The sequence below is a fragment of the Leisingera aquaemixtae genome, from assembly GCF_019801145.1.
Taxonomy (GTDB): domain Bacteria; phylum Pseudomonadota; class Alphaproteobacteria; order Rhodobacterales; family Rhodobacteraceae; genus Leisingera; species Leisingera aquaemixtae_A.
Genome location: NZ_JAHVJQ010000009.1, coordinates 193,742 through 219,618, shown reverse-complemented (window position 1 = coordinate 219,618; position 25,877 = coordinate 193,742). Strand labels below are relative to the sequence as shown.

Genomic DNA, 25,877 nt, shown 5'->3' with positions numbered 1-25,877 from the left:
ACCGGAGTGGATCAGCCCCGTTTGCGCAAAAGCCGCAACTTGGACAGGAAATCCTCTTTGTTGTGATAAGCCCCGCACAGACGGCGGTGGCCCTCGTAGGCTTCCCGCGCGTGCAGCACCCGCCAGTTGTCGAACAGCACCACCGTACCGGGACGCAGGCCGAACCGCAGCTGGTAAGCGCGGTTATTGATCAGGCTGTTGAACAGCTTCAGGCTCCTGTAGAAAGCCGCCTGAAGGCTGTCCTCCAGCCGGAACGGCGCCCGGTCATAGTTGTTGTAGGTGATTTTGCGCAGGCCGCCGTAGCGATCCAGACCGATGACCGGGTTTTCCGCCATTAGATGCACCCCGTCGCCCTTGTACTGCGCTGGCACCGGCACCTTGGCCAGCACCTCAAAGGCCTCGGGGTCCTGTTCCCGGATGTCCTTTGCCACCTTGAAGGCATCGACAAAGATGCTCTCGCCGCCGGTGCCGTCGAACTCTAGGCAGTGGAACGCCTGGTAACCGGGAGAGTCGATGGCATAGGTGCCATCGGTGTGCGGGCCGATTTCCACTGTCGAATAAGCGGTATCAGCAAAGGCCTTGTTGGCGGTGAAATCCCAGAACCCGCCAAAAATGGTCTGGCGGATATAGCCAACCCGCTTCAGCAGTTCCTCGGTGGCCTCCGGCGTGGCCGGGACGCCGGTCACCAGCGCAAACCCGTGGCGGTCGACGAGATCCAGCCACTCCGCCAAGCCGCTGCTGTCCTCCGCCATCACCGCAGCGTGGGGCACCTCCGGCAGCCCGCCCTCCAGATCTGCCGCCACCCACAGGCTCTTCGGGCGGTCTTCCTGCCACAGGCCCGGCTCTGCCATCGCCTCCAGGAAGGATACTGGGTACTCGCTTTCGTCAGCCTCCTGCGGCCAGGCAACGTAAACCGTCCCGGCCTCCAGCCGCGCGGAAACAGGCGCCAAATCAGCGGGAATTGCAAAGGTGTCAACTGACCGCTGCTGCGATTCCGGATTCATGCTGCGGGCACTATGGCAGTGGTCGCGCAGCCAAACCGCCGGATAGCGGGTGACCCGGCCGGTGCCGGTCCAGCAAATTTCCAGTTGCGTGCCAGACACCTGAAGAGATTCGATTTTGACAGACATCCCGTGCTCCTGTTTGCAATTCCAACTGTGCCGCTCCAAACTATTGTACACATGTACAGCTAACGTCAAGACTTACTGTCCAACTGTACAATTGAGTATTTTTCGGCAGCGGGCAAATGGTTTGCACTTCCCGCCGATTGCTGTACAAGTATTCAATTACCAGGAAGCAGGCAGGGATGTATCAATCTTGGCCAACCAGAAGAGACAGCGCCTCAACCCCGAGGACCGGCGTCGGCTGATGCTGCAAGGAGCCAGGGATTCGCTTGCAAAATACGGCGCCCAAGGCACTGGTGTCCGGGAAATCTGCAAGGACCTGGGGGTTTCCCCGGGCCTGCTTACCCACTACTTCGACGGCAAGGACAGCCTGTTTCTCGAGGCTTACCAGGACATGGCAAGGCAATACCTTGCCGAAGTCCGCGCAATCACCGGCAACACAGAACTGAGCGCCGAAGAGCGGCTGAAACAACTGTTTCAGCTGTACTTTTCAAACGAATGGTCAAACGACGGCGTTATTGGAACCTACACAGGTTTCTGGAGTCTTTCACAGACAAACCCGGCTTTAAAATCTGCCTTCGAGGAAACGTTTCAGGAGCAGCGGGCAGCCTTCGAACTCCTCATTCAAGGCCTTATCGAAGAACGCAGTATTTTTGTAGATTCGCATACTTTCGCTACTTTCCTATTGGTATTCCTCGAAGGTGTCTGGTTTGAAAGCTGCTTGAACCCAAAGGCTGTCGACAAGGCAAGAATTCAGGTGTTCTGCTGGGATTGGCTGGAATGTTACTTGGCCGCTAAAAGCACAGCCCCTGCCTGACATGTTCCATCGTCTGGACCCGTGCTGGTGCCACAGTTGCGCAGCCTGCTTAGTACTAATTGGTTCAGGTTCAACGATGCCAATCACTGCGACGTAGAGAATTACCAGACTTTACCTGCTTGCAATTAGTCTGGTCTTCCAATTGGACGCTTGGTTCGCGTCTCGTTTGCCTGACATGGCTGCAGCGAAAGGCGGTTTGCGCTGCGCCGATTTCCGCGGGCCCGAATGACCGCAAACAGGAAGTTCGCCACACAGCCGAAAGTCTCGCGCTGCAGGAGCGAGGGGTTTCTGCGGCAGCAATAGCTGCAAGGGCCAAAGGCGGGTCTGTCCCGCAGTGTGTGAATTCACCCAGCATCAGATTTCGGCGTCTCAGCGAATGTCCGCAATTGCGGCCGCAGTGCAGCGAAGGAACGCAGTGGCCAACGGCAACAAAGGGCCGATCAGGTTCCGAAGGGCGAAGACGGTTCGCAACTTTGCAGCGGCGGCTTCCTGCGCATCGCGCCCCCTGAAGCGGTCCGCAGCATTGGCAGTAGCTCGCCGGGTTCGGTGAGTGGCCGCTTTTGGTGAGATGGCCCGAAAATTTTGCACCGGCAGCATCCTTGCCGCGTCACACCAAGTCTATGACCGCTTCGGGCTGCCTGCTGTCTTGGAGCAGGCTGATGTGAAACTCTATCTTTTCACTGTTGCAGAAAGCGGCGGCTGCCCCCATCGCCGTGCATGAAGCTACCTGGCCCCCGAATATGCAGGCACAGCAAAACGAAAGAGCCTGTCCTCTGTTTCCGCAATGCATTCGGCCTCGGCCACAATGCTCCAACCCAGATATAGAAAAGGCGCCCGCCGGGCGCCCTATATGTAGATCCTGGTGAGAACTCGTGCCGAAACGGTGGGAACTGGATCAAGATTTACAATGTAAATCTTGATCGAGTTTCCACTGGCTCTAAATTTACTGATTAAAAATCAAATAGTTATGCGACCACCCATTCTCCGTTCGGCTCGAGTTCCCACCAGAATTGGCACGAGTTACCACCGAAACCACTGCGTCCGCCAAAAGAAAAGGGCCCGCAAAGCGGACCCTCGAAACGGCAAATCCTGATTTCGCTATTTGCTATTCGGCACCTACAGCATCTGTCAGAGATACCAGAACTTGCGACAATCCTGGTGGCGTGTCCCGGCGCCACGCAGCGGTTTCACCTGACAGTATTCCGTAGACCAAGTTGAGCGTTGTCCCAGCACCGCGCTGGCAGGCATATGCGATTGTGTGCAGTTCCTTTCCGGTTTCCGATGCCACCGGGAGCGCGTTGAGCGTCTCGAGGAATGTGTCGAGATGGCGCCGCGAGAAGACAACATTCCGCACAGCGCCAGGTTTATCGCGAGGAACCAAAGGGCGAATGATCCCGCCAGCGTAGAGAGTTTGGAACTGGTTCTTGGATGCGCCAATATAGGCCGGGACGTCCTTCATCTCGATGGCAGTCTGGAAATCAGCAATCAATCCGGTGATCTCCTGGGCATCGAACCGCAACAGACCACATTCGGCATGGGTCGCCCCCGCAGGTATCTTCCCCAATTTTTGCAACATCCGGGACATGCGAACACGGGGAATACTGGTTTCCTCGCTCAGGCTATGGACAGAGTGGTACCGGCGTTCCTTGATTTCGTATCCAAGTACCGTGTCACCTCGGCTTAGTGCGTCATGCTTGATAATGTGGTTGCGCAACAGATCCCGTACCGGGCCGGGGTCAATTGCGTTGCAGCGGCGGTCCAGCCAATCGAAAAGGGGGCCATACTTTGCAAGCGGCCCAGCTTGAACCGCAGTCGCCGGAGATCTGCGGCGGATAGTGTCGAGAGCCTCGGTCACGGCACCTGCGCCTTCCCGATAAATAGCAAAGCCAATGTCGGCAGCCGCTTCCTGATCATTTGCGCGGAGCTTGTGAGGGCGCACCTTGTGACCATGCTCCAACACCGCGCCCATCATCATGGAGGTCTCAAGAACCTGTTGGACTGTTTGACCGGCCAGCCACTTTGGTTCTTCCCGTGGTCCGTGCAAGCGGTTGTCCAGCCAGGCCAGATACTCAGGCTGGTCCCCGTCACAGGGTGTGACTGCACCTGCTCCCGGCGCGACCAGTCCATCCCGCAGATCGAACCCTTTCTGGGTAATCCGACAGAGCGATGTGTTATGATGGACGCATCGGTGGGCCGGTGCAAAACACCAGATCAGCTGTTGCCGCCATGCGTATGGGCTGCCGTCCTCGGCAAGGCAGACAGGACAGTACTTGTCTGCTTGCCGCACAACGAAGGTTTTCGCCATTTTCGCACCACGAAATTCGACGTGGTCTTTCTTCCCTGTCAGAGCAGCAGATTTCAGGATTTCGGCGTCACCGCCGGTGGCGCTGGCAAACGCTTCGACGGCTTCGTGGCGGCCCATCAGGAAATTCTCGACTGGGATGCGGAGATCATTCAACAGCCGTCTCATGCCCTTTCCAGTGTGGACCGCAGAAAGGCGAGCCGCATAAGACAGAAGGGTTTCCCGCAGATCGAAAGGGATGTAGGGCCTTAAGGTGCTCATCGGACCCACCCCATGCTTTCCAGGTTCTCGCGAATGTTGGACCAATCACCACTGGCAAATGGAGCGGGCTCTCGTCCGAGATGAAGCTTTTCGAAACAGAGGGCTGCATCGCTCAGATCAACGGCCCTCCTGTTCATGATCATGGCACGGCGCAGGGTCTGTTTGGCGAGGCGAATGCTCCGGCCGGCATCGCCATTTTCTGCAAACAGAACGCGCTCCGCGAAGCACATTTCCGCTGGCAGATCGAGCCCGAGATGCTGGGCACATTTTGCGACGCAAAGGCCGAAACGATGTGCCTCACCAGACCCTTCCTGAATGCGCCGCAGGCGCATTTTGATAAACCGCCGGTCTGTTTCTGGGTCTGACAAGACCCCCTCGTAAAGCTTCTGAACACCGGAGAGAATGACCGCCACGGAGTTGTCGCCCTGCAACAGGTTCTTCATCGTCTGAACCGCGCCTTCAGTGTCCCTGCCGCTGCCCTTCCGAAGAAGATGATGAGCTTCATCGATCACGAGAAGGCTCACCCCGCACACAGACATGCGGTGGCGCGCCACCTCCCAGGCCTCGTCGCCGTGAATGTTCGACTTCATCTTTGTATAGCCGGTTCGTTCTGCGATCGTGATGGCAAGGCTCTTAATAGTCGCGGCAGGCTTCACTGTTTCGAACAGCGTATTCCCTTCGGATGTCTCAGAAATCACTGAGAACGCTGGATTGGTGCGCAGCATGCGCCGCAAAAGCGACGACTTGCCCGAACCGGAATCCCCTATCAGCATCAGCCCAGCGGTCTCACCATTCAACGGGTCGCGAACCGGCGTGGCGGTCAACGCCCCGGCCCCATCGATGGTAAAGATATCTGTCAGGCAGTCGGCCAGTGCCTCGTCGCGATCGAGCCGAAAATACCTGTCAGCAAGCCAAGTTTGCAGGTTGGAAACATCGGGAGCGGCAGTGCATGTGGGTTGGATATTATTCATCTTGGATTACTCCATCAGGTCGTCGTCGGGGTTTTCGGAAGTTTGGGGGGTCGTGGCCGCGGCGCCGTTGTCCGCGTTTAATGTGTGCGGTGCCTTAGCGGGCTGAACCTTTCCAGCGAACAGATCCTCTGCTGGGCCAGCCAAATGACGGCGCTCGGCTGTATCCGTGAACTGGGAAAAATACGTTTCCGCATTCGCCAGATCCTGTGCCTCCCGAGGGCGGGCGTAGAGTTTGTTCAGGCACTTCAACCGGTTGGAACGCTTGTCCAGTCCGTGGATCAAGCGCAAGCGCGCCTCTTCGGCTTCTGGATTGATTTCGTTGCGTTCAACAAGCCATTCACGCAGATCATCATCTGTCTTGCCGATCCATTCTTCGTCGGCAGCCGTGACAGTTGTCCAATCGCCCTTGTCGTAGCGCACTTCGATGGCTCCGACATCGCCGTGCCAATAGCAAATCTCGGCGGTCTCAGGTCCTTTGTCGAGGAACCGCTTTATTACAAAGTCTGTCTGATAGTTCAGACACATCATCCGAATGCCATGCCGCCCGGACTTCCGTGTCACCCGGGTGCCAAAAGCAAGGCGCATCTCACGGTTTGATAACTGGTGTGGACGGATATCGGCGGTGGCCCGCTCCCAGGCCTGCAGCGGAGTGATGCCAAGCCCTGAATGCCGATCATTGTGATAGGCATCAACTGTCCAGCGAACCAGCCAAGAGAGGAATTCCTCCACCGTCAGGGTTGCCCTTTCAGCAGGGTCGTTGCTGCCCCTCTCCACAGGGTGGGAGAAGTTCCGGCCTGAAAACCGCGCCAGGAGTTTGCGATGGATAGTTCGGAACACACGCTCGATAAACGGCTTCAGCCAAGGTTTTCCGGCAGGTGCCCCCAGGTTGGTAATCCCCAAGGATGCAAGGATGTGATACGCTTCATCTGAAATGTACTTACCAGCCCGATCGAGTATGAGCTCCTCCACCTTGCCGTGCTGATACCAATCGTGCTCGCAGCCGAGTTCGTCCGAGATACGGGACTTGTCGGTGTAAATCATTTCGAGGGTCTGGCGCAGCGGATCCGCGATCCCCTCTGGAACGATCTGCAAAGCCAACAAGCAGCGAGTGTGAACGTCGATGGCCGCCGAGATGACAACTCGCCGGCGGCCTCCATCAAGTCCAAGCGCCTTTTTTTCGTCAGGTGTCAGATATTCAAAAAGACCTGTGATCTTCATCAATAGGGTCAGGTCGATCGTGTATTCGTCGATTTCGACCCTTTCCAGTGCGCGGGACGTTTCGACTCCAACCCCTAATGCATGCAAGTCTTTGTATGCATCATCAATTCCGTGAGAACGCCCGGCGTGGGCAGCATACCCCATTCGCCTCGCCTGCTTCTGGACGTAACTGTAGCCCGGCATGGGCAGTAATGGTTGCGGAGGGGTTTGTGAAAAACGGCGGGAGTTTTCCGCCTGAATGGCCGCACGCACGCTATCCTTCAGCGCTGAGAAATCCAGTCGCTCCCTGTCGACCAGGGCGTCAATAATGTCAGCAACGAAATCGTCGAGTTCGCTCGGATAAGGCGTGTTGCCGCCGCAATTGCGGTATTTGTCAAACAGGCCATCTTCGCCCTTCGATTTCCACGTCCGAAACCAGTTGTAAAACGACTGACCACCATTGCTGCCGCCGCGCAACTTGAGCTTGAACTGGTGCTCTGGCCGCTGAAGAGAGCCATAAACTGCACGCTTTCCGTTTCGCGCCTTAGGCTCTCCCAGTTCAGCAACGAGCTTTGCGTGAATGCTCCGTGCTCGAGACGTAATCAGCTCGGCAAAGCGTTCAAACTCGGCCCGGCGCCCCTGGAACATGTCCTCGGCTATCAATTCTTCCGCGGCCAGGGCATGAGCCTTCTTGACCAGCATACGTGAGGTCTCGTCGCGGGTTCGCCAATGCCGACGGATTGTTTGCTTGTCGAGTACTATCACTTTGGGGCGCTGGATTACGACCAACTGCCCATAGTTGTTTTCGTTTGCGACCCGCTCGTGCGTGAGCATACTAGGCTTTCGCTCATGCACCTCGCCGGTATCGGGATCCACCCATTCCTCCCAAAGGACGAGATACCCCTCTTCACGCTGTTCAATGACTTCAGCGTGCCGGGGACCGATGCGGAACCGGCAACGCGGTTCCAGCAGGTATCGGTATTTTTTGAATGGGGCCGCCATCAGTGGATCGCTTTCCCGGAGATCACTGTTGCCGCGCCAATACGTTCATTTGAGGCGACCTTTGCCAAACCTTTGTGTATGGCGCGAACAACACTGTAGAAGCCAGCTGGGCCGATACCGCTTTCCGCCAGAAACTGGCGGATCATTGTTGGCGTCCTGAGCGATTTCAGAGCTTCAGCCACAGCTTCGTCCATGACTGGTTCCGGAAACCGCGCGGAATGAAAAAGCTTGGCGTTGTGAAATTCTATTGGGTCGATGTTCTGCTCGGTCACAACACACAATTCGTCGGCTACTGCAGGGATTGCGGCATCGGCGACGGCCAGCATTTCAGCGCGGAACTCATACCTTTCTGCAAACTTTTTGGGCTTCACAGCCAATGCAATGCGCTTGCCACTCTTCAAAGTCAGGCGGAAATCGAGCCAGTGCGGAGCAGTCGCGCCAGAGAGCTTGCGGACCAGCACAGGAGCCAGCTGTTCCTCTAGATCGAGAAAACCAGGCCGATAGATGCAGCACAGCGAGGCTTGATATTCCAGATAGCTGCCGAAGCCGAAGGCTTGCTGGCGGCCGTCTGCTGCCGTGAAGGTCGTTTGGCCAACCCAATGGTAGGGAGAGCGTTTGACGATTTTGCGGTGCCCGCGGCCGGGGCGATAATTGTCATCGTAGTTCATTTCAGATCACTCTTGGACACACCTTCTCCGTCTCCTGAAAGCTGGCGCTTTCAGGAGCTTGTAAGGTGTCAGTTGTCTTCAGGTTCGGCGGGGTGTGGCCGCCTTGGCGCTAGAGCACTAAGGTGTTCGTAGCCATTCGGCGGTCATCGCGCCGCTTCCAGAACCCCTTCGAGTTCCCTTTCTCACGCTGCCATTTGCATGCAGCGCGCCGGCTTTCTTGCTGTTGCCCAATGCGGGCTTTGAGTTTGAGCATGACTTCTCCGTTTCCAGGAAACTCAGTTCCTGAATTGACAAACATGCCGGGTAAACCGCTTGCACTTTCGTTTGAAGTGAATAGGCTTATGCCATGGAAACAGTCGGGATTCCCGGCTCACTCAAGCCCCATCCTCCGGATTGGGGCCTTCTTCTTTTCGGGTATTAATAGCTGGTCTGGGGCACTCCTTTTTGCCGTTTGAATGTATATTGGCCCGACTCCGGGAAAATCTTGAGTCGAAACAGCCACTTAACTGCCACTTGTCCACAACTTTGGAATCGAGCGACTGTCGCGGCCGTTCTCGGCGCCAGGAAATCTCCTCTCAGAACATTGATTTCAAAGAGAAACCTTCCGGGAAACAGCAACAATCCAGCACCTTGGGATTCGCCGCGAAACTAGGTCAGTTCCGGGCAGACCTCTGCTCCAACCGCTCGCCGCGCTCTAGCATCCGGATAATTGCACGCAGATCTAAGCGGTGCTCCTTGGTGAAAGCCCAGGCTATCGTGTCGCAGATTGCCTCTGCAGTTTCATCGCTGAGGCCACGTTCGCTTGCCTCTCTCATCGCAAAGCCGCACAGATCCCTTGCAGAAATTGGCTGCAATCTGATGGGTGGACATCGGCTCAGTATGGGGTCAGGCAACTGCCGCCAGTCATTTGAAGTCAAAATCCAGCCTATCCAACTCATGTCGCATTCCACCTGAAAATACGGGCAGGACCAGCGCCGGGCTGATTGCGGTTCAAAAAGCGGCAGCAGGGCATTTAGCAGATTGAAGGTGTGTCCCCCCTGGGAAGTCGGTTTCCCCGCCTTTTCCACCTCATCAATTATGACAAGCGGGTTCCCCACGCCATGTTCAAGGACCAGGTTTACTAGCCGCCCTGGCGCCGAATTACTCCAGCCTCGCTGACTTCCAACCAGTCCGAAACTGGCAGACTCGACCGTGGCGTCCAAAAACAGGTTTGGCACACCAATCAAGCTGGCTAAACGCCGAGCCCAAGCACTTTTACCTATTCCTGGCGGCCCATCGAGCAAAAGCGGTCGGATCCTAAGCCCCTGAGTATCAGAGCGCACCGCACTAAGCATTGAGTGCCACACTTGCTCGGTCGCAATCGCCAGCCAGGGGAACTCCGCATGAAGGCGCGCCGCAATCTCATCGGCATGGTTCTCAGATTTTAGTTGGATTATCTGAACACCATCCCTGCGCGCTTCAAGTCGCTTACGGTCTTCGGTTTTTAGACGGGAAATTGGAAGGCTTGCCCGGTACCGTTCGCTGATCAAACCGGCTCTGCGAGCAACACGCCGCCTTGCCTGATGCAAATAGAACTGCGACTTAGTCTGACCCGGGGAGGCATCGTCTTCCGGTATTTCTTGGCTTGTCTCGCCTGTCTGTTTGGCCTTGCGTTCTTGCAAACGCTGCAGGTGCTTGGAAAGGCGCTTTTCAATCCGGGGCGCAGCCATTTCTGGATCCGGGAACTTGCTATGAATGAACCTTATTTTGGACATGGTCTTTTCTCGTCAGGGCAAAGCAGGCGCAGCCTGCGGTATGAAGTTCGGCAGGGGTTGATGGTGTCAAAGAGGGCGGTATTCATCCGGAGAGGCCAGGATCGATCCAAAATCCGAGCGCAAATCTCAGCGCCGCAGAGCCTGCGTCCTCATTTTGACGCACGAAGCCAGGGGCATCCGCCTGCGCATGGCGAACTGGTTGTATCTGGGGTGAACCAGGAAGCACGGGGCTTCCCTGCTGAAAACAACAGAACATTGATTTTCTCACAGTTGAGTGGCCCGCTGCCCGGAACTGGGCAGCGGTGATCGCTCTTCGCTGAAACAAGGCACAACTCCGTCTGCGTGCCGCTCAAGGGAAGCTCCGAGCGAAACGTGACGGCTGACTTGGTCAACGTATGCTCCATCGCACCCGGGCGCTAAAACGTCCGAGCTGGATGCAGTCGTATTGGGGAAGACAGTCGCCGTCCTTGAAATCCGAGGCCGGATTTGCTATCGAACCAGTGCTACTTGGGTAGACGTTGATCTGCCTTGTGAACGCGTCCGGTCCTCTATTGAGATCCGGGCGTTTTCATTTTGAGGGGTCATTTCTGCATCGGCGTTTTTCCTGGATTAGTTGGGTTCAAAAAAGGCCGGCAGCCGAGCGGGAGCCCCTCTTCCGGCATTCGGGGAGGATAGCAATCTGCCCCCTATCCGGGAAGAATTTTTGTTGTTTTTATTCAACGTGATACAACGCAAATCAAAGTTCCGTTTTCACTCCCGGCCGCTAGATCAGCACCTTACAAATTGTGCCTGCGCCAGGTTGCGGCACAAGTTTCAGCAGTCCTTCTGGCCAAGCAGAAGTTCGAAAAGTGAAAGGCCGCTGCGTGTTTTCGCAAATGGTCTGGCCTCAAGGATAGGGAATGATCTGTCTCACGCGTTCCGGCTCATTGGTCTTCGCGAAATTCAGAGGCTGAATACGGCAGTCCGCAGCCACTGATTCGGTGAAGTTCGTTATGAGCAGGAACGGTGAACTGAACAGTACCCTGCGCCCGATCCGGGAGGATCAGCCGATATCGAACGGCGCCGCAGATGCGAAATTGGGGTTCACGTTCTTGGGGAGGGAAAATGATACACAAGCGTAGCGTAAGGAAGGTTTTTCAATTGTCATGAAATCTACCGGCGCATTCGGTTCGGGTGATTTCAGTTTCTTGGGTTTTCCTAGAGTAAGGTCACCACACCTATAGTGTGATATGATCACAATCCATTAATCCCAGGGCTGCACAGGTATCCCTAGGTGGAATACCTTACTCCTTGGAAAGATACCTTGGAGTACTCGAGGATTACGCTAGCCGATAGGAACCTTGCTTGGGGAGCTCATCAAAGCCAGTAGCCCTCAACTCTGGCTGTGTAAACAGGCTGGACATACGACGGTACTGACGGGCCGCCGCAATCACCGCAGAAAACGTTTGCAATGCAGCCGCCACCCACACATGCCGTTCGCAGTACCCAGCTAAGCCGCGACGCAGCTTCACCAAATCGGCCAATCAAGTATGGTGCAGCATCAACTGCATTTCATGGGCGGTTCCGTAGAGACCTGGTAAGTGGCAAACAGCCATCTGCCGTCACATCTTGGGTAAGCCTCCCTGTCGCGTGATTGCATCACCGTCCCAGATTTTGAGATCAACGACTTCCGGGAGCGGCATCTGCGGCTTATCCATTCCCAACTTTTCACCCGCAACAGACAGGAGGGTAAGCCATGACCGTAACCATCAACATTTCCCTTCCGCAGGATCTGACGCGGTTCTGATCCCCAATTCGGGGTTTCCCAACATCGTGCCGATCCATCCGCGACCCACTCGGGCCGCTTCTATTGCTATGGAAAGATGAACGATGGGCAATCCCATTTCCGGGGAACGGAGCGCCGCGCCCGCCCGTATCTCCAAATTCTACAATCGTGCGGCCTGGATCGACGGGCGTGCAGAAGAGCAACTTGAACAGGTGGCTGGCTGGCCGGGCATGACGGCCGTCGCCGGATTTCCGGATCTGCATCCAGGCCGCTTCGGCCCCGTTGGTGCAGCCTTTCTGGCCGACCGGATCTGGCCACAGCTTGTCGGGCCGGATATCGGCTGCGGAATGGCTTTGTTTCGCCTCGATCTGCCTCGGCGCCGGCTAAGACTCGACAAGGCAGCCCGGCGGCTGGCTGTACTGGAAGACGGGGCTGATCTTCATCAGGCGCTTGCAGCACTGGATGCAGCTGGTCTGACGGGACTGATCAATCCAGAGGCACTCGGCACCATCGGCGGCGGCAACCATTTCTGCGAAGTGCAGGTGGTCGACGAAGTCATGGATCACACCCGTACTGACCTGCAAAAAGATGATCTGTGCCTGCTGGTGCATTCAGGTTCGCGCGGGCGCGGCGCCGGGATTTTTCAAGGGCTGGATGACAGCTGGAAACAGGGCTTCGCCGCGGAAAGCGATGCGGCGGCGCGCTATCTCGCCCTTCATGATGCGGCAATCCGCTGGGCGCGCGTGAATCGGGCGCTGATTGCCTCCTCTGCGTCTGAAGCGCTTGGTTGTGAGGCCCGGCTGATCTGCGACACCGTGCATAATCACGTCGTGCCGCATTCAGATAGCTGGCTGCATCGCAAAGGGGCGGCTTGCCCGGAGGGGGGCCTCGTTCCGCTCGCAGGGTCGCGCGAAGCGCCGAGCTATCTCCTGGAGGTGCCGAATACCGTACCCGAGGCGCTTGGCTCCGTCTCTCATGGGGCAGGCAGGAAGTATGACCGGTCCTCCATGCATGGGCGGATCCGCAAGACCCGCTCTGATCTGGCAGCCCTGACCCGCACCCGTTTCGGCGGGCGTGTCATTTGCGGGGACCGCGATCTTTTGCTGGAAGAAGCCGGCCAGGCCTACAAAGACCCGGAACAGGTACTGCAAAACCTGGCGGACTTTGGAATCGCAAATGCGGTGGCGCGTCTTCTGCCGCTTGTCACCTTCAAGACGACGGGAGGTGCAGCATGAGCGGCAGGGAAGCCCTTCTCTTGTCCAGCGGCAATGGTCCGGGCGAATGCCGCCAGGCCGTGGGCCATCTGATGTCCTGGCTGGGGGCAAAGGCCACGCAATACGGTGTGGAACTCGATGTCGCGACAAGGGACGCCACGCACGGCCCCGCCTCAGCGGTGGTGATCCTGAGCGGTGCTCGGGCTGCCGAATTGGCGTGCGCTGTCGAAGGTACCGTCCTTTGGCGGTGCCAGAGCGAGCTGCGCCCCAGGCACAAACGGAAGAACTGGTTTGTGCAGATTTTCCGCACACCTGCGGCCACTGATGCAGTGCGGATTGATCCGGCCTCCGTTGAAATGCAGGCCATTCGCGCGGGAGGCCCTGGCGGCCAGCACCAGAACAAGACGTCGAGCGCGATCAGGGCGCGCTGGACCAGCGCCGATGGGCAAGTCTACGCCGTCGTCGTGCGCGACACCCGCTCGCAACACCAGAACCGCCGTCTGGCGATGGAACGGCTGGCCGCCCTGGCCGCAGCCGAGAAGGCAGAAGCCGATGCTACCCGCAAGGGCGAAACCTGGGCGCTCCACGGACAACTTCAACGCGGTGAGCCGCGCTGGACCTTTGAAGGGAGACAATTCAAAGAGGTGAAATGACAGGAGGGGCAGCGTTTTGCTGCCCCTCCATCTGCTGAATGCACAACTCTTCCAGCCCATTTCCAGCCTTGGTAAAAGCACCCTGATGCTGCGGTTGCAGCCCGCGATCCGGCCATTCGCTGCGAGCGCAAATTCAAGAGCAACTCGAACTCACACTTCGCGGGACTTTCCGGACTTTTGCTCATGCGGCTGTTGCTGACGCAGCATCGGTTCGCAACTGCGGCACGTTTGATGTCGCAACGCAGCGCATGTCGCCAATCCGGTCATTTATGAGTGATGATTTTGCCCGAAACGAAACTGCACATTCGCTGCATGCTGCATGCGGCTAACTAGGAGCGGACAAAACATCCCAGAAGTTTGAGCCTTCCATGTAAGTACCTATTCAGTTCTCAAAATCTGGTGTTTCCCAATCATTGAGCGTAACACTAAAATCACAATTTGTCCCACTCATGGAGATGATTTGAAAGACGACGGAGCGGCCAAAGAGTTCTTCAAATGGAACTGCCACATCGGCATCTTCAGGAACTGATGACATCCATCGGTCTCGTTCATTTTTCATCTGACTATAGTTCGCAAATCTCTGGAAGCCCGCGGGAACAAGGCCTTCGTTGGTCCAAACCCAATTCTTCACACCCTCAGCAAACTCCCGCAACGGCTGTAAGCGCTCGGTTTTATCCGGGCTGTAAACGCGGACAAAGATACTCGACGTCGAGATTGCAGTAAACTTATTCAGAAGCCGCAAGAAAGCTATTCTTCGTCCTTCGGCCAACGCCAAGTTCGCATCATAGAACTCGGGATCAATCTTTTTATTCCAACTCGAACTTGCTAGTCCCATGACATCAATAACGATTTTGGCTTCACCCACTGATTCAGCCAGCATGCAATCGTCAAAAGGGGCGAAATAGGTTTCTAGCAGCGTCGAACCTTCGTAGTATTTTGGATTAACGAGATTATTCTTAAGCCCCCAGTTAAAGGCCTCCTCTTCGTTGTTGGCTGGTACTTCGCCCGGAAACAATGGAAGGACAAGCGTATTTTTAGGCGAACTTGGCGACCCGGCCGAAGTTTGTGGGTGCAAAGATACAATCACTATTGGCGGGGGCGACAACTCTGGCAGATTTATTTCAACATCGACGGTTGGATCATCTTCGCCAACTGAAAGTGTGATCGGTGTTTGGTCTGGCGTCGAGATCTGTATCTCGGGTTCAATCACGACCAAGTTGATCTCGTCTCCTTCGGAGTCGACGGGACGCTCTGAAAATGGACCGAGAACATTGAGTGTGCGCTCTGGAGCCAGCAGGGTCAGCTGTCGTTCATCCTTTTGAAGACTGAAATCGCCTTCCGATGAGACAATTTCTAAGGTTTGGGCCGGGAGCGTCAAAGGCAGCTCCGCAACTCCGTTTTCCGAGGGCAGGTCGACAGACTTTTGGTTTCCATCGCTGTCTACGACGCTTATGGCGACGGTTGCCGTCGGCTCTGGCAGATTGATTTCAAGGTCCACGGTTGGATCATCTTCACTGACCGCAAGCGTGATCGGTTCCTGGTCTGGCGTCGAGATGTGCATCTTGGGTTCAATCACGACCAAATTGATCTCATCGCCCTCGGCAGCTTCCGGACGCTCAGGAAATGGACCAAGAACATTGAGTGTACGTTCTGGCACCGATAAGGTCAGATGACCCTCGACCTCTCTTAGACTAAGACCACCTCCAGCTGTGGTGATCTCTAGAGCCTGAGATGGAAGCTGCATTGGCAGTTCCGCGACTCCATTATCTGAAGGCAAGCCGACAGATTTTAGGTTTCCATCGCTGTCTGCGACGCTTACGGCGACAGTTGCCGTCGGTGTAGGTACATTGATTGTAAGGTCCACGGTTGGATCATCACCACTGATCTCAAGCACGATCGGTTCTTGGCCTGGATCAGATGTTGAAAGCCGCAGATCAGTAGTTGCCGGTACACCTTGGGTTGGAAGCTGTACTGGTAATTTAGCGATTCCGCCCTCTACGGGTAGCGTTCCCGACGCAACCAGATTTCCTTTGTCGTCAACAAAGCTAAGTGCAACTGTTGTCGTGCCTCCAGAACTCTCGGTTCCATCTGGTTCTAGTTGACGAATTGCTGGAATTTGGAGGACGGCAAATACACTAGCAGCTATTACTGCACTCCTTCGTAGATAGCTCGATTTGACGGCCTCCTTCAAAGAAGAAATCTTGGTAATCTGCGGGTCAACAAGTTTCGTAGCCTGATCTATTTCGGGTGATGCTTCAAGCTCCCTCATAAAGGTAGCATTGCCGCTGAGGCTCTCGTCAGCCTTCAGCCGAGCGATCAGTTCTTTGTCTGCTGCGACTAGGTCCTTAATTCGGTTTAGCCTCGACAGAGTAACGTCGTGGATCAATGTGAGAGAACCACTGTTGGCGAAGCGGGACATCAACTCCGCCAATATCCCCACGCAAAGGACCGGCAGACCCCAGCCAATCTTCTCAGCAATCCCCTTGTAGGTCACTGCTCCTGATCGAAGGTTGCTCCCGCTATAGTCGAAAAAATTGAACAAAGCCAAAGACAATGCGATTCCCAGCAATAGAACTGGAGCGAGAGTCAAACTAAGTACGGCTTGTTTACGTGCTTGATCGACCCTTGGACTTGTAACCAGATCGTCAACACTTAGACTAGGTGTAATTACTTGATCATTCGTTGTGAGCTGATGCCACTTCTCGGCCTCCGTTTGGAATGCTGTGACGGTCCAAAACAGTACCAAAACAATAATCAAAAAGCAGTATCCTAAGGCTGCTGCTTCGTAACGCGAAAGTTCTGGTGAATGGCCTGGAAATAGCGGCGTCCCGACTAGGCCGGGTAGAGTTACCCCTAAGGAGAACCCCATCAAAATCACAACTAACCGAGGTAAGGCAAACTTACTTCGACTTTTTTTTGGGTAGTCGCTTCTGCCCGTCTGCTCAAATAATTGCAGAGTCGAGCGAAACAAGAGTGCTGCGGAGCACCACAGAGCAAAACCGAAAATGAACACTACTTGAAATCGTGGAGACGGACGGTCTTCTTTTATTAGATTTTCTATGTAGTCTAAATGGTTAAAGGCTAAAAAGGCTGAAAAAATGAATCCTGTCGTTACCGCGGCTCCCCAAAAGAGCCTGGTCCCAATGATGCCTCGTTCTGGGCTCTGTACTTCCTTTCTCTTGAGAAAAAGTGAGAGCCACCTCACAAATAATGGGAGCCACCACAAAAATAGTACCAAACATAAGGCAACAGTGCGCACGTCAACAAACTGTAGAAAGCGTGTCTCAACAGACCCAAGATTTCCAAACAGAGTGTCGGAAAATAGGATGCCTAAGAGTATTCCGCATAGCGCAAGCGACGAAGTAACCAAGTTGGAATAAAGACCTGCTGTCGCAAAGGAATCGGCATAACTTTCAGAGTAGCGTTCTACAGCAGCAATCACCTTGTCACGAAGGCGAAGCCTGCGCTGTGTGAGCGCAACTAACGCGTTAGAGACTGTCGATCTTGCCTCCGCGTTTCGGTCTTGCCGCACTTTACGACTAGGCAGTGTATTTCGGTACAATAAGGTTGAAGCCCTATTGTCAGGACTACCCAAACTCCGCTCATGAAGTGGGATGGGTAGTGCATCCGTTCGATGAACGTGGTAACCTTTGGTGCTGCTAGCCGACGCCCCTCCGCGATATTGAATTTCACGCGAGTTAATCTGCTCTCCTAGGCACCGTCTAATCAGGTGTGACACAACAACTGAGTAGTTATCGATACGACGAGCCGCAGTTTCGGCATCATGATCCTGGACGGTTGCGTCAGCAAATGAGATGGCCAGTACGCCAAGGCTGCTCAGCGCAATATCGATCGTTCGATCCTGACCATGCAAATAAGAAAAAACCATCCCAAAACCAGACATGCTGGTATTTGGTTCCGGCCAAATGTCGGGCCTCGACGGCAGACCCGTCACCTGCATGGTAAAGTCGTTCAGGATTTTGGTGAGGTCTATTTCGGTTTGGCTCGCACCAAGCTCCAACCTAACCGAGGAAATCCTCTGAGTGCTGACACGCTGCGTCCAGTCGATATACTCGAAAACAACCATCTCAATTGCGCACTTTTCTATCGGTTATTGCCGGTATCTGGCGCCGTTCCAAGACGTCAAAAGAACTTTCTAAACTGAAAGTCTTAGTGCTCCCATCACCCATTTCTCTTAGTGACATGTCATCCAAATGTTCCAGTAGGTCATCCGCAAAGAAAATAGTCTCTCCCATACCATTTATGACGCGTGCGGCACACCCCAAGGATACCAATTCACTCATAGCAGAAAGTTTCTGTCGATTGTTCGAAAGGTCGTCGGTGGTCACACCATGATCCCTTGCCCTTCTTAGATCGACCTTTAGAAGGTAGTAGAGTAGCTCTGGTTTCGTTAGGATGCCAAAGGTTCGCCATTGCGGGATCACTACCTCAAGCGATATGTCGCGATAAAGAAATAGGAGTTTTGAACGAAGCTGTTCATCCCGCCTTTCGATGTGCCTCTCAATTGAGGCATATCGTGTCTCTGTTTCCCTGGTCGCTTCACTTTCAATGCTGGATAGGCTGGTGCCTGTGTCCAAAGACTCGCTCAGAACCGTAAGGCCTCGCTCATACTTGGCTGCCGCCTCCTCATGCCGCGATGATAGTTCCTCGGCCACTTCCGAAAATCTGTTTGAAATCCACCTATCGACAGTGCTCGGAATATTTTCAAGAAAGGTGGCGCCTTTACTCTCTATTTCCTTGATCACTAAAGAGTAGTCTTGTTGATCGGGTGAGGAATTGTCTTCTTGCAGTCCCTCCACAAGGTTTTCCTGAGTATCGATCCATTGCTCTCTGCTGGTGGCGATCAGCGAATTCTTGAGGCGCGCGATACCACGAAAGAAGTCGGCATCTCTAATGTCGTTGATATCTCTTGCATTACGGCTCGAAAAGATCTCTGAGAGCCTATTTAGGCCGCCGGATTTCAAGTTATCAAAAAGCAATTCAACTTTGTTGATGTGGCTTCGGTGAGCCGACAGAATTTCTTCGTCAGAGATTCTGCATGCGCGTTTAGCAGCTTCTTTCAAGTCTTGGAATTGGTCAAAAAAGGGCTCCGAAATGTCAGTGTTTCGGAGTGCGAAGCTTGCAAACGTCTTTACAAGAAAATCACGGCCTTCCCAGTTCCGTCTTAGTTCAAGTGGCCCGTTTTGTTCCCCTTGGCCGCGAAAAACATCATGTAAGAATCCATCCAACTCACCCTTTGCATGCCGGGGTAAAGTGTTGTAGGTATGACTGTTTAGGTTTTCTGAATTGTGATTGGGGCTCAGAGTTAAGTAATCTTCTGGCCCGATTTTGTGCCTTCTAGCTCTGTTTCTCTCGAAGGCATCGTCAATGCTCCTTAGCCGTTGGAAATCGGTGTCTGTTTCAGTCTTGTCCGTGTCAACTTTGATCTGAGACAGCCTATGCGACAGCTCTTTTAGTCTGGATCCTAAGACATCGCCGCTGTTGATAGGTATTTTTCGGCGATACACAATTTCAACCGCCGGGACGCAGAGTTGCAATATCTCTGCTCTTTGCGATTCTAAGTCATCCGGATTGAACGCGTTGAGATAGAGGGATGTGCAGATTTGCGAGGATCGCTCGACCAAGAGTAGTATATCTTTGGGTAATCTTGATGTGACCTCCTCAGAACGTTTTCTACTTTCAGGCCAAACCTCCGAACCAGAAAGGTGATCGAGAACTCTTGTAGTTAACGTTTTCCAATGCTGGATTGCTTCCTGGATGTCACCTAAGCGTTCTTCCACTCTTTTTTTTGTCGTCTCTAGCTCCTGCTCAATAAGCTTGCCACTCCTGTTTTGAGCGCTCTCAACGTAATTGGCGAGGTGTTTTTGAAACCCTGTGTCGAATTTCTCACTGAGCGAAGCCTCAAGTGCTTCTATGTGTTCGTCGATATTGGCTTCCATCACAGGTTACTCGTAGTTCATGCAGTTGTAGATTTTGTCATACAAGCAGTTAGGTAAATTGGCGCTCCGTAGCTCATTTTTAGGGATAGATCCCGTTTGCACCCCTCGCCAACATCGATCGAGCCTGAGCACCCCAAGGTTGTGCATCGCTTGCGCGATATGTCCAGAACCTTCCACCACCCTGAGGCGGTGGAACCCATTCGTCTAGATGTATGCCTCCTCCACCCATTTCGTGTCCAACACAGCCATATCCGACCGCCAGCCAGTACTGCCCTAGCTTAGCTAGGTTGATCCCGGTTACCTGTGCTCCGGAAGCGTCATGCAGATAGATGTCCGCGGCTCGGCCACCTTGCCCATAGTCGTCGTGTCGGATACTCCCGGTACGTTTATTGCCATGGCCTTTCCGATCCTGGCCCCCGCTGTAAATGCTAATTTTGTAGCCAGGGCCGTACACAGCCTCTACGGCTTGTACCAACCGAGCTTCGAGGTTAGCTGTGCAGGGTTTGTTACGAATGGCACCAGCATTTGAGTAGACTAAGCTTGTTGAGAGTGACTCTGCGCCAACAGAAAAGTTTGCAGGCGGTTGGATGGCGCTGACGTTTTTGGGTATCGCTTCTTTCGACAAGTCATCATCATCCTCCCAATCGATCTTACGTGCAGCACCTTCGTAACCGTCGTCGGCTGAGGGACGTGGGTAGAGATCCATTTCCAATGCGGAATCGTCCAAATCATCGTCTGGTCTGAATGCTTCGTTGCTAGAGAATGCGTTGCCTGATCCCCGAAACTTGGATGCCTGCGAAGCGCCTTCGCGATGATCTCGGTCGCTCTGGATTTCGCCGTGGCCAAACACATTGGACAAGGGAATATCGTACGCAGCAGCCAGCGCAGTCACCAGTGCGTCTTGAGCCGCAATCTGCGCATGAGTGGGACTATAGTGAGGCCCGGCTTTTACACAAGTGACACCGATGGAGCCGTTGTTGCTGGCGATGCGACCGAATGCTTTGCGTTTGGCGTGATTGGGCCGCTTAACATGGTTGGTGCGTTTCGTGAGTGGCGCGCCTTGGAAAATCTCCCCATTTGGATCGATGTAGAAGTGGTAGCCGAAGTGTCCGCCACGTGCCATATCGCCATCGATTTGGTAGTTGATCAGCCAGTTTGTGGAATGTGTCGGCGAATTGTGGTGCAGAACGATCGAATTGAATGGACGCTGGTTCTGAGTTGCACTCTTCCCATAGGGCGAGTTTGCATCGCCTCTGTAAGAAATCACCAATCCATTAGAACCGTGTGCCACCCCGGATCCATCAACTGACATTGCACCGTCCCACCCTGTTGGGGACATCGCTCTGTTGGCACCGCCAATTCTGGCAATCGCTTTCTTTACTCGATCGAGCAAGCCCTCAAGTTCGAGGGCTTTGGCTTTGAGAGCTTCGCTCTCTGGCGCCGTCTGCGCAGCACCGTTGCCAGTTTCACTTGAAACAGGCTCGTTTTCGAATTGAGTCAGAACTGGGTACGGCATCGGGCGTACGAAGTGCCCGCATTGTTTCGCCTGTCTACCAACACGTAATATAAGCTGAACCAAGTCAATTTCGGACCGCGAGAGGAGGGGAGAACTCTTTGTAAGTAAGTCTTCGAGGTGCTTTGTAATTCGCGAAATTCGAATTCCTTCATTCGCTTGCCAGTCTACCTCGTCATCATCCGTAATATCGTTTGGATGGCGGAAAGACTGATCCTTCATCCGGAATTTGCCATCCTTGATGATCGCTACTGCGCTATGATGCAGAGCAATGACCTCCCAAGCATCTGAAAACACAGGCGAGCCAGATGCACCAGGTTTGGTATCGGCGACATAATGTGCCGCCACATCTGAAGGAGAACTTGTGAATTGTGCGTTTGCGTCGAGTGCGTTGGCCGGCAAGTCCTTCAGTTCAGCATTCCGGAACACAGCTTGTTTTTGTTCCGCGTTCGGGTGTTGAATGATATTGACTGGCTTACCAATCGTGATCTTTCCCTCTCCTCCATCAAGCGGAAGGTATCCGAAGTCGTCTAGGGGGCGACCACTCTTTGAGCTCACAGGCTCGACAGCCACAACGGCGAAATCCAGTGCTTTGTCAGCGTAGAACAGTTTGTCCGGCAACAGCTCAAATTGTTCCGGGGCCATTTCTCGATTGCGAAAGTTGAGTTCAAAATCGAACTGGATTGCGGCGGTTCGGGCCGAACTGCTGTTTGGAAGCACATGGTGGTTTGTCATCAAAACACCGGGCGCAACGAGAAATCCTGTTCCAAAGCCAATTCCCGAGACCCTTCGAACAACGCGGCCAACCGATCTCGATACGATAGGCGCGCGCTTGAGATAGAGTACAGACAGGAATTCCTCCGCTTCACCCATAACACGCTCGTTCAAAAGAGAGTTGATGGCTCCAAAATGGTTTTCTTCAGAATCCGCGACGATCTTTTGCAACCGTTCAGGTAAAACGCGCTCTAGCGGTGCTTCTTCCACGATGGAGCGAAGCTGTTGTAACTTGCGCTCGGCGTACTTCTGCATCCGAGTTTCAGTCTCGCGTACGTGTCGTCCGGTAGTTTCAAAAATTGTCGTCTCAGGTTCGCCACGCCAGGTGGCGCTGGCTTGCAAGAGTACAGTGAGTGGATAGCCGCCAATTTTTTTGAACATGTCCGCCATTTCCGTTCCTCTCGCGCCACCCGTCGTTCTGTCTTGATCGTTTCCTTTCGGTTGCGGTGTAGGCTTCGGCAGATATTCTGACAGGATCTCCAACGCATCTGGGTCTTCGGGGCGTTGAGCCGTTCTATTGGCGTCTCGGATTTCTTTGTCTGATCTGCTGACTGAGAATGTTTCTGCCTCAATCAGTGTAGATGGTGCGGTACTGGATATGACATTTGTCTCGCCGTTTGCTATGAGATCATCGACGGCTCTTGCGACATCCTGGCGGTTCAACATGCCCGCGTGCGTGTCTTCGACGAAGTACTGTGGGACGTGTTTGACTTGCGCCAAATCGACAGGCACGGTGCCATCGCCTCGATTCGAATATGAATACGTTAGCTCTGACCCGTTATTGTCGGCCGCCACTGCGGTCTCTTGGCCGAATCCTATGATCTGATGAAATCGGTAGTCCGGAGTAGGCAATTTGGACTTAGCTGCAAGTGCAGACTCGAGTGTGCTCTTGTTTGGCCTTGCGCCTCCGTTAGGCCAGTAGGATGCGTCGTAATAAAGCTCTGAAGGGCGCTTTGACGGGTCGGGCATCATTTCGACCAATCCTGGGAAATGTCGCAGGTACTTTTTGGCGATATCGCTTGGTGTGTGCTTTTGGTCCAACCAGCCAATCTTGTTGAGCATGTCGCTGGCCACACGAAACACTTGGACAGGTGAGTATGAACCAAAATTTGGTGTGCCGATTGTCACGACCCGTTTGACTACTTCGTCTGTGTCCAAAGCTGCAATTTGCCTTGCGACCAACCCACCCATGGAGTGTGCAACCAAAACGGCGCCGTGGTCTTCGTTGCCTTCGACCTTCGACCTAAGCTCATCCGCGATATCGGAGATAGACTTGCGCCAATCGTATGGCAGAAACTTAACGGAGTAACCACGCACTCGTAGCCTTAGTCGTAGGGTTCCGTATGCCGCCCAGAACGTTCCGCTGGCCACCACTGGATCGGGCTCCTTGCCAAACTCCAACCGGGCAACGCCACCGCGTCCGATGTCCACCGGATCAAACCAAATCAGATCATCATTACCGCCGACCCGGGCAGAAAGTTTTGACCCCATTATTCCCGGTAGAATGTATACGTTCGGTTTGTTTCCTGTGCCAAACCCAAAAATTTCTTGAGTCAGATCGCCGTCATGGCTTTTTGGCGGGACCGCCTCGACACGAAGCGAATCATAGACCTCAGATCCCAAAAGTTCCCGAAGCTCCGATTTATTTGTTCCCTCGAAGAGATGGCGCTCAATCTGTTCGTCATTCATTCGTTCCATTGCCGCGTCTCCCCAACCCGAATTTTCTGTCTTCAAAAATCCAATGATGAAATGAAGTCATCTGTTGCGCCCTCAAGCTTGGACTTGAGTTTGACATTCATCGACTCCAATAAATCGGGATTAGCTGTCATCGTCCGACTGGCGAGCTTGAAGCGTACATCGATGTCGTTCTTCTTGAAAAACAGGATTTGAAGTCTTTCCTGCTTGGCGAGAAACCTTGCAGCGGCGAACCTCAGAACGACGTTCCCGCTTTCCATCCCGGCAGTTGCGAAACGAAACTCTGAGATGTCAAAGCGTCGGCTTTCCCTTTCAAAAAGCGTAATCCACGGTTTGTCTTCTTCAATCTTCTGTAGTTGCTCAATTGCAGTGATAATCAGCGAAGCAGCTTTTGCTGAAGGTCCAAACGCGGCGGTGAGAAAGGGAATGATTGCCTTGTGAACAGCTATGTTTGAAACACTGCGTTCAGTGTAGACGTCGCCGCCAGCTGTGGTTACCCAGTTTAAGCCTTCGAGAACCATCTGATGACGTTGGACCCAAAGGTCAGGCGATGACGCTACGCTGTCAGTATTGGCCACTTTTTGCGCAGCGGTAAGGCATAAGGCAACGCTTGATCGGAGTTCTTCAGACAGGTTCGGCTCGAACCCAATCATAGTTGAACCACTCACGATCCCTTGCGGCAGATTATTTGTATCTATCGAAGGAGTCGTTTCGGCGGCCCCCAAGGCCTCAGTTGTTTTTATCGACGGTGGAATTGGCAACTCGTCGATAAACGTCGAAAGTTCTTCCAAAAGCATTTTGTGACCCCCTGGCGAAAATTCTCCTTTGCATGCGCAGATCAAGCTTTCTCAACCATAGGCGGAAAGTTTCCGTTCAGGCAAGAGAAACCAAAAGTAATGCGTGGTACTACTTTCGGCTGGCAACTTTTCATTTACTGTAGCATCCAGAAGTCTTCTCCGCCGCGCATCGTTCATTTGGGCTATGCGTTGTGAAAAAATTCCGACTATCCTTTTGCTAACTATGGGCGGTTGAGAGCTATGAAAGCGAACGATCTAGATCTTACTCTGAAAATTTACGACGCCGTTGCAGATCCGGCGGCATGGCAGCCTGTCTTGGATGAAGTCGTAGATCGAACGGGCGCGCACGGGAGCATCGTCTTTGAATGGCATGAAGAGGGACCCTCTCGCAATCTCGTGGCCCCTCTGCATTCAGGTCGATACCCAGATAACCTGCTATCGTCATACCTCGATAAGTGCGCCCATCTTGAAGAGCGGGATCAAGATATCGTGCGCAAACACACCTCCAACCATGACGCCGTAGAATTGTTGGACGACACGTTGATCGCCTCTACCCCAGAAGGTCTGCGAAACACCGAGCATGTCAAGTTTCTGGAATCGATCGGCATCTTTCATCGCGCGGCGGGGGTGATGAACAAAGACAATCGATGGATTTCCCTATTCTCATTGCAGCTTGGCGCAGGTCGACCACAGCTCGACGCAGAAGAACGCGCATTTTTGAGCCCGCAACTGCCCCACCTGGCAAAGGCTTTGGATCTCTCGATCCCGCTTCGACAACTTCACCAGCGCTACAGGGCCGTTCTGTCGGCCATGGATCAACTGACCATTGGTCTCTGTGTCTTGGACCGCCGCGGCTTGATCGTCGCCCGAAATGAAGAGTTCCAACGCCAACAGGAGTCATACCGTAGCATTCGCGTGGGCACGGACGGGCGTTTGCTGCTGGGTAGCGCCGATGGCAACAAGCACCTCACAGACCTCATGGAGCATGTCGAGCGCCACGGTCAGTTTGGTGCGCGGCCGAGAAAGGAAAGCGTGATCAGTGGTCCGAGCGACGCGCTTTGTGTCGAGGTTTCTCCTCTAAACAATGCCGATGAAATAGGAACCGCAAGCTTCGATGGTTTTCTGATCTGTTCGACAGACACTAGCCTTCCGATGCATTGCAATGTCGAGCGAGTGGGAAGCGCGTTCGGTCTCACGAAAGCCGAAACAGCTCTCGTGGAGCCCATTTCTCAAGGTTTGACAAACCCGGAAATCGCAGATCGACGCGAACGGGCGGTAACGACCATCAACGCTCAAATGAAGTCGATCCTTTCCAAATCCGGCTGCGCCAATCGTACTCAGTTTGTGCGCGCGATGATGCGCTTCGGAACTCAATTCTTACGCGATGAAGCGTTCAAAAAGGAATAGAAA

The 25,877-nt window shown here is 54.0% G+C and carries 14 protein-coding genes; 4 read left to right on the top strand and 10 right to left on the bottom strand.

Annotated features, from left to right (window positions below):
• Positions 1–11: 11 nt before the first annotated feature.
• The gene (locus KUW17_RS18935) at positions 12–1,130 is read right to left on the bottom strand and encodes a trimethyllysine dioxygenase (protein WP_222481860.1); all 1,119 of its coding nucleotides are present in this window, start codon (positions 1,128–1,130) and stop codon (positions 12–14) included.
• Positions 1,131–1,317: 187 nt separating this feature from the next.
• Here KUW17_RS18935 and KUW17_RS18930 point away from each other — a divergent pair, with 187 nt between their 5' ends.
• Entirely contained in the window at positions 1,318–1,941 is a 624-nt protein-coding gene (locus KUW17_RS18930; RefSeq protein ID WP_222481859.1) for a TetR/AcrR family transcriptional regulator, read from the top strand.
• A 1,105-nt stretch (positions 1,942–3,046) separates the two neighbouring features.
• On the opposite strand, the gene KUW17_RS18925 is transcribed toward KUW17_RS18930, so the two are convergent.
• The 5 genes from KUW17_RS18925 to KUW17_RS18905 form a co-directional block, all read right to left on the bottom strand.
• Positions 3,047–4,504 carry a TniQ family protein gene (locus KUW17_RS18925; RefSeq protein ID WP_222481858.1) on the bottom strand — a complete coding sequence of 486 codons (1,458 nt, stop codon included), beginning with the start codon at positions 4,502–4,504 and terminating at the stop codon, positions 3,047–3,049.
• Positions 4,501–5,475 carry a TniB family NTP-binding protein gene (locus KUW17_RS18920; protein ID WP_222481857.1) on the bottom strand — a complete coding sequence of 325 codons (975 nt, stop codon included), beginning with the start codon at positions 5,473–5,475 and terminating at the stop codon, positions 4,501–4,503. Before KUW17_RS18920 ends, KUW17_RS18925 begins: the two co-directional genes overlap by 4 nt.
• Positions 5,476–5,481: 6 nt before the next feature.
• Entirely contained in the window at positions 5,482–7,674 is a 2,193-nt protein-coding gene (locus tag KUW17_RS18915; protein ID WP_222481856.1) for a hypothetical protein, read from the bottom strand.
• On the bottom strand, positions 7,674–8,342 hold the full coding sequence (locus tag KUW17_RS18910) for a hypothetical protein (RefSeq protein WP_222481855.1): 669 nt from the start codon (positions 8,340–8,342) through the stop codon (positions 7,674–7,676). The genes KUW17_RS18915 and KUW17_RS18910 overlap by 1 nt, the downstream gene beginning before the upstream one ends.
• A 653-nt stretch (positions 8,343–8,995) precedes the next feature.
• On the bottom strand, positions 8,996–10,096 hold the full coding sequence (locus tag KUW17_RS18905; RefSeq protein WP_222481854.1) for an AAA family ATPase: 1,101 nt from the start codon (positions 10,094–10,096) through the stop codon (positions 8,996–8,998).
• Between the two features lie 1,869 nt (positions 10,097–11,965).
• On the opposite strand from KUW17_RS18905, the gene KUW17_RS18900 reads away from it, so the two are divergent.
• Together KUW17_RS18900 and KUW17_RS18895 are read left to right on the top strand one after the other, a co-directional pair.
• Positions 11,966–13,096, top strand: a complete 1,131-nt coding sequence (locus KUW17_RS18900) for an RNA ligase RtcB family protein (RefSeq protein ID WP_222481853.1) — start codon at positions 11,966–11,968, stop codon at positions 13,094–13,096.
• Positions 13,093–13,728 carry a peptide chain release factor-like protein gene (locus KUW17_RS18895; protein WP_222481852.1) on the top strand — a complete coding sequence of 212 codons (636 nt, stop codon included), beginning with the start codon at positions 13,093–13,095 and terminating at the stop codon, positions 13,726–13,728. The genes KUW17_RS18900 and KUW17_RS18895 overlap by 4 nt, the downstream gene beginning before the upstream one ends.
• Positions 13,729–14,110: 382 nt before the next feature.
• Here the strand turns inward: KUW17_RS18895 and KUW17_RS18890 are convergent, their stop codons facing one another.
• The 4 genes from KUW17_RS18890 to KUW17_RS18875 form a co-directional block, all read right to left on the bottom strand.
• Positions 14,111–17,815, bottom strand: coding sequence for a hypothetical protein (locus KUW17_RS18890; RefSeq protein WP_222481851.1), 3,705 nt, complete (start codon positions 17,813–17,815; stop codon positions 14,111–14,113).
• 1 nt (position 17,816) lies between these two features.
• Positions 17,817–19,688 carry a hypothetical protein gene (locus KUW17_RS18885; protein WP_222481850.1) on the bottom strand — a complete coding sequence of 624 codons (1,872 nt, stop codon included), beginning with the start codon at positions 19,686–19,688 and terminating at the stop codon, positions 17,817–17,819.
• Positions 19,689–19,767: 79 nt separating this feature from the next.
• Positions 19,768–23,673 (bottom strand): alpha/beta fold hydrolase, encoded by a 3,906-nt coding sequence (locus KUW17_RS18880; protein WP_222481849.1) that lies wholly within the window; start codon positions 23,671–23,673, stop codon positions 19,768–19,770.
• A gap of 32 nt (positions 23,674–23,705) precedes the next feature.
• Positions 23,706–24,467, bottom strand: a complete 762-nt coding sequence (locus KUW17_RS18875; RefSeq protein WP_222481848.1) for a hypothetical protein — start codon at positions 24,465–24,467, stop codon at positions 23,706–23,708.
• A gap of 240 nt (positions 24,468–24,707) precedes the next feature.
• Between KUW17_RS18875 and KUW17_RS18870 the strand changes: the two genes are divergently transcribed.
• On the top strand, positions 24,708–25,874 hold the full coding sequence (locus tag KUW17_RS18870) for a helix-turn-helix transcriptional regulator (protein WP_222481847.1): 1,167 nt from the start codon (positions 24,708–24,710) through the stop codon (positions 25,872–25,874).
• Positions 25,875–25,877 lie beyond the last annotated feature (3 nt).